This is a genomic window from Rhizobium sp. N122 (genome assembly GCF_002211295.1).
In the GTDB taxonomy this organism is placed as follows: Bacteria; Pseudomonadota; Alphaproteobacteria; order Rhizobiales; family Rhizobiaceae; genus Rhizobium.
The window spans coordinates 25660-34830 of sequence record NZ_LOKU01000039.1 but is presented as its reverse complement, the minus strand read 5'-3'; the positions used below and the strand labels follow the sequence as shown (position 1 = coordinate 34830).

General features: G+C 58.1%; 8 protein-coding genes and 5 pseudogenes. 11 read left to right on the top strand and 2 right to left on the bottom strand.

Annotated features, from left to right (window positions below; all coding sequences use genetic code 11):
* From tnpB (ATY75_RS35590) to ATY75_RS35585, 3 genes are all read left to right on the top strand, one after another.
* On the top strand, nucleotides 1–123 hold a 123-nt coding region (gene tnpB / locus ATY75_RS35590), incomplete at its 5' end, for an IS66 family insertion sequence element accessory protein TnpB (protein ID WP_143535336.1).
* A gap of 72 nt (nucleotides 124–195) precedes the next feature.
* On the top strand, nucleotides 196–1761 hold the full coding sequence (locus tag ATY75_RS24015; protein ID WP_009996985.1) for an IS66-like element ISRel19 family transposase: 1566 nt from the start codon (nucleotides 196–198) through the stop codon (nucleotides 1759–1761).
* Nucleotides 1761–2066, top strand: coding sequence for a hypothetical protein (locus tag ATY75_RS35585; protein WP_009996984.1), 306 nt, complete (start codon nucleotides 1761–1763; stop codon nucleotides 2064–2066). Before ATY75_RS24015 ends, ATY75_RS35585 begins: the two co-directional genes overlap by 1 nt.
* A 63-nt stretch (nucleotides 2067–2129) precedes the next feature.
* Here ATY75_RS35585 and ATY75_RS24005 read toward each other — a convergent pair.
* Nucleotides 2130–2356, bottom strand: a pseudogene (locus ATY75_RS24005) (IS3 family transposase); the annotation flags it as partial.
* A gap of 78 nt (nucleotides 2357–2434) precedes the next feature.
* On the opposite strand from ATY75_RS24005, the pseudogene ATY75_RS35190 reads away from it, so the two are divergent.
* The 4 genes and pseudogenes from ATY75_RS35190 to ATY75_RS23980 form a co-directional block, all read left to right on the top strand.
* Nucleotides 2435–2596: pseudogene (locus ATY75_RS35190) on the top strand (IS66 family insertion sequence element accessory protein TnpB); the annotation flags it as partial.
* A 242-nt stretch (nucleotides 2597–2838) separates the two neighbouring features.
* Complete coding sequence (tnpB, locus tag ATY75_RS23990; protein ID WP_088939481.1) at nucleotides 2839–3189, top strand: IS66 family insertion sequence element accessory protein TnpB; 351 nt, start codon at nucleotides 2839–2841, stop codon at nucleotides 3187–3189.
* A 58-nt stretch (nucleotides 3190–3247) separates the two neighbouring features.
* Nucleotides 3248–4775: pseudogene (locus ATY75_RS23985) on the top strand (IS66 family transposase).
* Nucleotides 4775–5074 (top strand): hypothetical protein, encoded by a 300-nt coding sequence (locus tag ATY75_RS23980; RefSeq protein WP_088939484.1) that lies wholly within the window; start codon nucleotides 4775–4777, stop codon nucleotides 5072–5074. Before ATY75_RS23985 ends, ATY75_RS23980 begins: the two are co-directional and overlap by 1 nt.
* Nucleotides 5075–5101: 27 nt before the next feature.
* On the opposite strand, the pseudogene ATY75_RS23975 reads toward ATY75_RS23980, so the two are convergent.
* Nucleotides 5102–5369: pseudogene (locus ATY75_RS23975) on the bottom strand (IS481 family transposase); the annotation flags it as partial.
* Between the two features lie 442 nt (nucleotides 5370–5811).
* Here ATY75_RS23975 and ATY75_RS23970 point away from each other — a divergent pair.
* The 4 genes and pseudogenes from ATY75_RS23970 (at nucleotide 5812) to hisC (ending at nucleotide 8786) form a co-directional block, all read left to right on the top strand.
* Nucleotides 5812–6318: a helix-turn-helix transcriptional regulator gene (locus ATY75_RS23970; protein ID WP_081282835.1), complete on the top strand. Its 507-nt coding sequence runs from the start codon at nucleotides 5812–5814 to the stop codon at nucleotides 6316–6318.
* Between the two features lie 527 nt (nucleotides 6319–6845).
* A pseudogene (locus ATY75_RS35185) lies at nucleotides 6846–6983 on the top strand (adenylyl-sulfate kinase); the annotation flags it as partial.
* A gap of 58 nt (nucleotides 6984–7041) precedes the next feature.
* Nucleotides 7042–7530, top strand: a complete 489-nt coding sequence (locus ATY75_RS23965) for an adenylyl-sulfate kinase (RefSeq protein WP_064823792.1) — start codon at nucleotides 7042–7044, stop codon at nucleotides 7528–7530.
* A gap of 158 nt (nucleotides 7531–7688) precedes the next feature.
* On the top strand, nucleotides 7689–8786 hold the full coding sequence (hisC, locus tag ATY75_RS23960; RefSeq protein ID WP_088939480.1) for a histidinol-phosphate transaminase: 1098 nt from the start codon (nucleotides 7689–7691) through the stop codon (nucleotides 8784–8786).
* The last annotated feature ends 385 nt before the right edge of the window (nucleotides 8787–9171 follow it).

Below are 9171 nucleotides of genomic sequence, written 5' to 3'. Positions count from 1 at the left end.
TTTCCCTGGCCGACGGCGAAAGAGGGTGTAGCGCACCTGACGCAGGCGCAGCTTTCGATGCTCGTTGAGGGGATCGATTGGCGACGCCCGGCGTGGACTTCCGCTCCCGGCCGAACGGGATAAAAGCTATATTTTGCAGGGGCATGGGAAGCTTAACGCTGGTGCGTCAGAGGCAAATCGGCTAGTTTCGCGGATATGGAAACAGCGCCGCTGGACAGTCAGGACGAGCTCAATACTTTGCGCGCACTCGTCGCGGAACAGGCGGCAAAACTTGAGAGCCAGGAAGCCGAGGTCATCAAGCGAGACTCCATAATCGGGCTTCTTCGCGCGCAACTGGAGCTTCTCCGACATCGGCAACATGGCGCGTCTTCGGAAAAGATCGACAGGAAGATCGAGCAATTCGAGCTGATGTTGGAGGAGATCGAGGCCTCCCGGGCCGAGGCTGAACAGCGCTCCGGGAAACCGCCTCTGCCGGAGTTGGACGACGCATCCGAGAAGCCGAAGCGCAAGCCTCTACCCGATGATCTCACCACCGAAGAACTGGTCTATGCAGCTCCCTGCAATTGCCCGACCTGCGGTGGCACTTCGTTCCTGAAGGCGGCCGACAGAGTGGTCCAGGTGCTGGAGCACGTGCCGGCGTCGGTCAAGATTGTCCGGCATGTCGAGAAGCGCATGATCTGCAGGGAATGCGATACGACAGTGGCTGGCGAGATGCCGACCTTGCCGATCGAGCGCGGCAAACCCGGGCCGGGGCTGCTCGCCCACATCATGATCGCCAAATTCGACGATCACATTCCCCTCTACCGCCTGTCAGAGATGTACGACCGGTTGGGGATAGACATCTCCCGATCCGTAATGGCCGACTGGGTCGGCCGGGTATCTGCATTGCTGACACCACTTGTCCTGTTAATCAGGGCCCATATTGCCGCACTCGACCGAATACATACGGACGATACCCCGGTCGATGTTCTCGACCCCGGGCGGGGCAAGACAAAAACCGGCAGGGTCTGGGTCTACATCTTTGACGGCAGTGGCTATCAATCCGCCACTCCCGCAGCCATTGCCTATTACTACAGCCCCGACCGCAGGGGCGCACATCCGGCTGATCACCTGGCAAGCTTCAGCGGCGTCATGCATGCCGACGGCTACGGGGGTTACAAGAAGCTCTATGGCAACCAGATCATTGAAGCCGCCTGCATGGCGCATGTGCGCCGCAAGTTCCATGATGTGATAAAGCTCAAGCCGTCTCCGATCGCTGAGGAAGCGCTGTCACGCATCGGCGCTCTCTACGATATCGAGAACCGTATCCGAGGCATGTCGGCTGACGAGCGGCGCACCCTGCGCCAACACCATGCCCGGCCTGTTCTGGACGAACTCAAGGCCTGGATCGAGGCGACACTCTCGACTTTGCCTCAGAAGCAGAGGCTGGCCGAGGCGATGCGATATGCCCTGTCGCGATGGGCAGCCTTGAGCGTCTACATCGACGATGGCCGTGTCGAAATCGACAACAACATCGCTGAACGAGCCATGCGTCCGCTTGGAATTGGAAGGAAGAACTGGCTGTTTGCCGGCTCGGACAAGGGCGGCGAGCGCATCGCCAACATCCTCACCATCATCGAGACGGTCAAACTGCAAGGCCATAATCCAGAGGTCTATCTGACGGATGTCCTGACCCGGATCCAGGATCACCCCGAAGACCGAATTGAAGACCTCCTGCCTTGGAACTGGACGCCGGCAAAAGCTCGATGCGAGGCCGCCTGATGGCGCGCTCGAGGTTCATCTACACACTCAGCCAAGTCGCCGGCATGATCGGCGAAAACCTCGAACTGATCGAAGAAGTGACCGCAAACTCGGACAACATCTCCGAAGGCGAACTGGTTTACGTCGGCGATGGCAGTGAAGACGGCACGAAGGGTCTGACCGAGAATGGCATCGAAGAACTTCAAAGCCTACTCGCCGACATCAGGACGTGGGACGGCGGTATCCGCGAGTTCCTCATCGACACACAGTGCGATCCTGAAATAATCGACCGCATCATGGCCGATGAGATGAAACGCGGCCTATAGATTCCATCTCTCGACACCCGAAAATGCGTTCGCCGGACGCTTACGTTCAGGTAAGGGCATCGCCTAGATGTTTAGTCCCGGCATTTATGGATGGGGTCGATGATGAATCGATCCGGCTCCAAAGTCCATTGTCTGCAGATGAACTCGTAAGGCGTAAGGCCCTTTAGCGTCTTGAGCCGGCGCCCGAAATTGTAGGCGTCGATAAAGTCAGCCAGATGTTTTTTCAACTGCGCATGATCGTCGTAGTGGAAGCGCTTGACGGTCGCCTCCTTGATCGTTCGGTTCATCCGTTAAATGGTCGGCTGATGGTACCCATCCGGCGAAGGCCGTCTGTCCTGACTTGCTGATTGGCTTTAAGTCCATGCCTTATGTTATGCGCTACAATCCTTTCCCCCCTTGAGGTCTTGTCCGTCGACGATCTTGATCGCCGACGGGATTGGTCGGACGAAGAGAAGGTTCGGATCGTCGAGGAAAATCTACAAGGCTTTCGGCAAGGCTCGGTGACGGCGCGGCGATATGGATTGTCACGGTCATTGTTGACCCGTTGGCGTTGGGAATACCGTAGTGGTCTTCTGAGCAGTTCCGCTACAACGGGCTTCGTGCCACTTACGATTTCGCCATCGGCGGCGGCATCTTGCGAGGTAGCCTCACGGCTGCGATTTGAAGACGACATGACGATCGAGATCGGCCTGCCGAATGGCCGACGGCTGACGATCCCAGCCTCGCTTGATCCGACCATTCTTGCCCGCCTGTTGCCCGTCGTGGATGGGTCATGATCGCGTTTCCCGCGGGGGTAAAGGTGTGGATCGCGGGCGGGGTGACGGACATGCGTTGCGGCATGAACAGCCTGGCGCTGAAGGTTCAGCAAGGTCTTGGCCGCGATCCTCATGGCGGCGAAGTCCTCTGCTTCCGGGGTCGCAAGGGTGACCTGATCAAGGTCCTCTGGCATGACGGCGTCGGCATGTCGCTTTACCTGAAGCGGCTGGAAGCTGGAAAGTTCATCTGGCCGGTCAGCCAGAATGGCTCCGCCGTGCCTGTATCGTCGGCGCAGCTCGGCTATCTCCTGGAAGGGATCGACTGGCGCAACCCGCGCTGGACGCAGCGGCCTTCGAAAGCAGGCTGACCGCCTGCATTCCTCTGTTTTTGTTGGCTTTCGGCATGCGGCATGGTAGCTTTCGGCCATGGATGATGCTGCTTCGGAGATAGCCAGACTGCGCGCCGCGCTTGCGGCATCGGAAGCGCGTGCCGCCTCTGCCTAGGCCGACCTCGCACAGGTGCGCGCGGTCGTGACGACGTCTGAGGCGATGATCCGGCATCTCAAGCTCGAGATCGCCAAGATACGTCGCGAGCAGTATGGCCAGAGTTCGGAACGGCGCACCCGGCTGATCGACCAGATGGAATTGCAGCTCGAAGAACTCGAGGCCGACGCCACCGAGGACGAGATCGCCGCGGAACGCGTGGCAGCGAAGATCACAAATGTCTCGGCTTTCGAACGCCGCCGGCCGGCCCGCAAGCCGTTTCCCGAGCACCTGCCGCGCGAGCGCCTGGTCATCGATGCCCCGTCGACCTGCACCTGCTGCGGCTCGCCCCGCATCGTGAAGATGGGCGAAGACATCACCGAGACGCTGGAGATCATTCCGCGCCAGTGGAAGGATCCAGACGGTGCGCGAGAAGTTCACCTGCCGGGACTGCGAGAAGATCAGCCAGCCACCGGCCCCTTTCCATGCGACACCGCGGGAATGGGCAGGACCGCACCTGCTGGCGACGATCCTGTTCGAGAAGTTCGGCCGCAGCCGATCCATGACCTGATCCGTGCCCATGTTCTGGCCGCCGAGCGGCTGCATGGTGACGACACCACCGTGCCGCTTCTGGCCAGGGGAGCAACAAAGCAGGCGAGGCTCTGGACTTACGTCCGCGATGACCGCCCTTTCGCGGGCGGCGCGCCTCCCGCCGCACTCTTCCACTTCTCTCCCGATCGCGAGAAGCCCCCCCAACACGCATCTCGCCGGATGGCACGGCACCCTGCAAGCCGATGCCTATGGCGGCTACAACGACCTCTATCGTGTCGACCGCCGCCCCGCGCTGGTGATCAGCGCACTTTGCTGGAGCCACGCGCGGCGCAAATTCTTCGAACTCGCTGACATCGCCGGCAACGTGCGCAAGGGCAAACCTGCCCACGAGATATCGCCCGTCGCGCTTGAGGCCGTTGCCCGCATCGACGCGCTCTTCGACATCGAGCGCGGCATAAACGGAATGCCTGCCGAGGATAGGCTCGCAGCGAGGCTGCAACATGCTCGCCCGCTCGTCGAAGAACTGCACGATTGGCTCATGGCCCAGCGCGGGCAAATGTCGAAGCACAACCCCGTCGCCAAGGCGATCAACCACATGTTCGAGAAGGAGGGTCGCTGGGAAGCCTTCGCCCGGTTCCTCGACGACGGCAGACTGTGTCTGACGAACAATGCCGCCGAACGAGCCCTGCCCGGCGTTGCTCTCGGAAGAAAGGCATGGCTATTCGCCGGTTCCCAGCGCGGAGGCGAGCGTGCTGCCTTCATGTATTCCCTAATCGTCACGGCAAAGATGAACGATATCGATCCGCAGGCCTGGTTGGCGGACGTGCTCGCCCGCATGCCTGGCATTCCCGTATCACGGCTGCCGGAACTGTTGCCGTGGAACTGGCCCGCCGGAAGCGCCCGGCAGATGGCGGCCTGATGGCGCGCCCGACGCATGTCTACACGATCAACTACGTCGCCACGCTGATTGGCGAGAACCTCGAACTCATCCAGGAGGTCGCCAGCAACTCCGACAACATCGACTATGGTGAGATGATCCATGCCCATGACGGCAGCGAAGAGGGCATCACGACCTTCACCGACCGGGGCATCGAAAGCTTGAAGGAGTTCCTCGCCGATATCCGCACCTGGGAAGGAGGTGTTCGGCAGTTCCTTGTCGACGAGCAATGCGATCGCGACAAGATCGAACGCATCATGGCAGACGAGCCGAAATCATAAGCCCTCGCGGCCTTCGCCGGATGGATACGGCTGATGAGCGTAGAGGCAATCATCGAGCGGCAGCAACGTGTGCCGGCGGAAGGCGACGATAGCGGCCTCTTCTTCGAGGGAAAGGGTCGTCGAGTGTGGGTCCTTGGGCCTGTAGGAAGGTCGACCAACGATGTCCGCTTCTTCCATTTCGCCACGGTTTTCTGGTTGATCCCGTATCGCTTCGAAAGCGTTCTCAGGCTCTCTTCACTATTGCTCGACGGATTGCCTCTGTCGTCGTGGCGCTCCCGTGTAGAACCTGGCCCATAGTGCTTCCCTCCATGCCAAGGAAAATATTGCACCATCAAATGCCGGAACCAAACACCAGAGCAGCCAGCGCGCGGAGCCGTGATTGGTTTGCCGTGAACCGAGAGCTCCGCGTGCAGGACAAAAGGCCACCATGCCCGCACACGACGTCCCGGGAGCTAGACGAGGAAATGAAGCGACCGTTATCACCAAAATCACTGAGGGTCATAGCCAATTTGGCGCAAGTGGATAATCCTTGCGTGAAGCGATTTCGGTGTTATCTATGTGTATGTACTTGCAATCACTGATATATTTTGGTGAACGATAGCTATCGGGCGAGGTCCGCGTGGCCCAAAATGCGCCAAATGAGATCGAAACGAAACATTGGTGGTTCCAAGCACATCACTTTCCGTATAAAGAGCTTCGGCGCATTTACCTCAGTCGGAGCAATGTCAGGACCACCATTGAAGCAATGGATTAATGAACTCGGTTTGCAACAAGTCGATGATCCAGGCATAGACAAGCCGGTCTATCGAAAACCTTTTGACGGACGGATTGCACTTAGCGCCGAACTCGAAAACTTGATCAGCATCAGCCTTCGCGAAGCCCGCGATAAGCGAAAACTCCCGCGCTCGAAACTGGCGCCCTTGCTTGGCATCACTAAGCAGGTCTACGGCCGGTACGAAAATGGAGTATCCCGCTTGACCGTGAGCCGACTGATTCATCTGTGTGAGGTTTTGGATGCCACTCCGGAAGAAATTATCGCCCCGGCGGCACCTTATCTTTGGGGCGAAACGGAAACCAAAGCGGTTCTGCTGCTGGCTACTATCGTGAAGTTGCGGACTTTCGATGAAGAGATCTTGCAAGATATTTTCAGCTTACTAAGCCGCATAGACGAGACCGGTAGCGATAGCGGCGATCGTGCCATGAAAGTCGCGTCTACCAGCGCCACTGCAGACGATTGCGAATAGGACGTAGATCGCTAGCTTCAATAAACAGAACGTGCGTCCCTGATGAAGTTCCATCAGAAACCGCGACCAACCGCTCGCGCCGTTGCAGGTTGCCGAAGCGAGCTTTGCGCAGGCGGTTAGGACTAGCTGGCGACCGTTCATCGCCACTCCGGGACATAGGTGGGTAAACCGGGGAGGGCGCAGTTGGGTCAACTGGTCCAACGCATCCCTGCTTTCGGCCGCTGGAGGGGACGCGCGGTCGTCTTACGCCGCGAGTGCCAGGGAGGTCACGTCAAAGTCCAAGAAACCCGTATATTCGACATACAAAGCATCGATAATTCCATTCATACAATCCATTTTACCAATCTCCCGTGATGATGCATTAGGAATGATCTCAGACGCGAGTGACGGCGAAACATTTGACGATCCGGACTGGCTATAGCGCGAACCCGAGCAACGGCGCCGACATGCATCGGGGTGGCCACTGCTTCGATCGCACAGTGCGTGCTTCAAAAACAGCAGCAGGAAATACCAAAGGAGGTCTTTGCATGCGTTCTGAGGTGCGGTGGAAGCTGTGCTGGGAAAACGAGCTGGAACTCATCGACCACGTCGATCCTCCCGAGCTCTTTCGCAAAGCCCAAGGGCCGACCGGGGTCTTCAATTTCAGTGGCAGCCAAAGCTGGGCAAGGCGCGCCGACAACCTGCATTGGCAGGCGACCGACGCTGACAAGGGCGCGCGCGGCGATGAAGAGTCAGCAGCCAGCCGTCCTCCTTTTGTTCACTGGACTTTCCGGCTCCGGCAAGTCGACAATCGCCAATGCGCTCGACCGGCTGCTGCATGCCCACGGGAAGCACACCTACATCCTCGACGGCGACAACGTGCGCCACGGGCTCAATCGCGACTGGCTTCAATCAACCCGATCGCGTCGAGAACATCCGCCGCGTTGCCGAGGTCGCCGAGCTGATGGAGGAGGGGAGCTTATTGAAATCCTCGTCGACACGCCGCTTGAGGAATGCGCGCGACGCGATCCGAAGGGGCTTTATCGGAAGGCGCTCGCCGGCAAGATCGCCAATTTCACCGGCGTTTCCTCGCCGTACGAAATCCCTGAGGGCGCTGAATTACATCTCGAAACGGTTGGCCACGACCCTGCGGCGTTGGCGTTTGAGATCGAACAGTTCCTCGAAAGGCGAATGGAGCAAGTGACGCATGAGTGTGAGAGTGGGGAGGCTTGACCATTGGCGGCTTGAAGCGGCCGCGGCGGTCCCTGGCCTATTAACTACGCGGCGACCGTAGCAGCCCGCAGGCGGGCCGCGCCAACGTCCGATGTGGCTTCAACAGGAGACAGCCGATCACGCGCTCACGACTCGGCTTACTGAAACGGAGAAAAGATATGGCTGATGCAAAGCTGCAAGCCGTGCTTTCGGCTCTTTCGCCGATGGCGAGACAGCTAAATGCGCTACCCTCCAATCAACCGGGGCGAGATGCGAACTGCGTTAAACTAAACACGAATGAGAATCCGTTTCCGTTGCCGATGATGGTGATGCAAAGTGCGCTGGCGGCCCTCGAACGGCATTATCTGTATCCCGAAGATGACAATCTGAGCTTGCGCGACGCAGCCGCCAGCGCGTATGGCCTCTCCCAGGATCAGGTGGTCGCCGGGAACGGCTCGTCGGAGCTGCTTGGGCTCATCTACAGAGCATTCCTCGACCCGGGAGATAGCGTTGCGATGATATCGCCAGGTTTTTCCTTTAACCGCAAACTGGCCAAGTTGCAGGGTGCCAGATTTCTCGAAATCGAATGGGGCGAGTCTTATTCTCTGCCAATCGAGCAGCTGCTTCTTGGTCCAGCAAAAGATGCAAAATTCATACTGCTGGCCAATCCGAACAATCCAACGGGAACATTCGTTCCGGTGGCTGAAATCGACCGCCTCGTCGCGCAATCGGACCAGTTGATAGTGGTGGATGAAGCGTATGTCGACTTTGCACCCGATGATGCCCTGCGCCTTGTCGATCGTCATCCAAACCTTCTAGTATTGAGAACACTTTCGAAAGGCTTTGCAGCCGCGGGAATTCGCGTCGGTTTCGGCTTTGGTCATCCTGAACTTATTGGGAGGCTACGCAACCTGCAAAATGTCTTTAACATGAACGTGATCGGCCATGCGGTGGGCATTAGTATCCTTTCGCACCGCGCCGACTACGACGAGAACCACAGATATATTAAACATGAAAGACACAGAACGACCACTGCCTTGTCTCAATTGGGCTTTTCTGTCATTCCCTCCCACACAAACTTTTTGCTAGCTCGGGTGCCACCCGGACGAGATGGCAAATGGTGGCAAGCGTCTTTGGATAGGCAGAACATACTTGTAGCCGTCTTTCCCGATGCCGGTTTGGAAAATTTTATCCGCGTCAGCATCGGCACCAGAACCCAAATGGACGCGTTCCTTTCAGCCGCCAGGGACATCATCTCTGGAAGTATGAAGACGTAGAGCTAGGCGGTTAGAATTATTGGCCACACTGCTTGTCACTTGGAAACACCAAGTATCGAAGTCCATATTGTGGGATAAAGATCACAAATAAGCGCAAGACCGTAAAGCGTGTGCCGTCTCGATCCCGTTGATTACGCGTGTTATTGGCGCACGAGTGGAGCACCCGGTGGCCGATGCGAGGCTTATTTCTGGCGATTCCGGCCGCGGCTCTGCCGCTGTATTGGGAATGGTTTAGGTTTCTTCATAATCGGTCCTTCGCATTGACATTGAGCGAACAGTAATCTGCGGTCGTCGCCGATCTTCCGTCGATCACCTGCGACAGAACCTCGATCCGCGAAAGATCACGCTCGCTCATCGCCATTGATCCCACCCGCAATCCCCTACG

What these genes read in the sequence shown, in the direction of transcription:
- ATY75_RS24015 (WP_009996985.1), top strand. Translation starts at nt 196, where the DNA reads ATGGAAACAGCGCCGCTGGACAGTCAGGACGAGCTCAATACTTTGCGC.
- ATY75_RS35585 (WP_009996984.1), top strand. Translation starts at nt 1,761, where the DNA reads ATGGCGCGCTCGAGGTTCATCTACACACTCAGCCAAGTCGCCGGCATG.
- tnpB (WP_088939481.1), top strand. Translation starts at nt 2,839, where the DNA reads ATGATCGCGTTTCCCGCGGGGGTAAAGGTGTGGATCGCGGGCGGGGTG.
- ATY75_RS23980 (WP_088939484.1), top strand. Translation starts at nt 4,775, where the DNA reads ATGGCGCGCCCGACGCATGTCTACACGATCAACTACGTCGCCACGCTG.
- ATY75_RS23965 (WP_064823792.1), top strand. Translation starts at nt 7,042, where the DNA reads ATGAAGAGTCAGCAGCCAGCCGTCCTCCTTTTGTTCACTGGACTTTCC.
- hisC (WP_088939480.1), top strand. Translation starts at nt 7,689, where the DNA reads ATGGCTGATGCAAAGCTGCAAGCCGTGCTTTCGGCTCTTTCGCCGATG.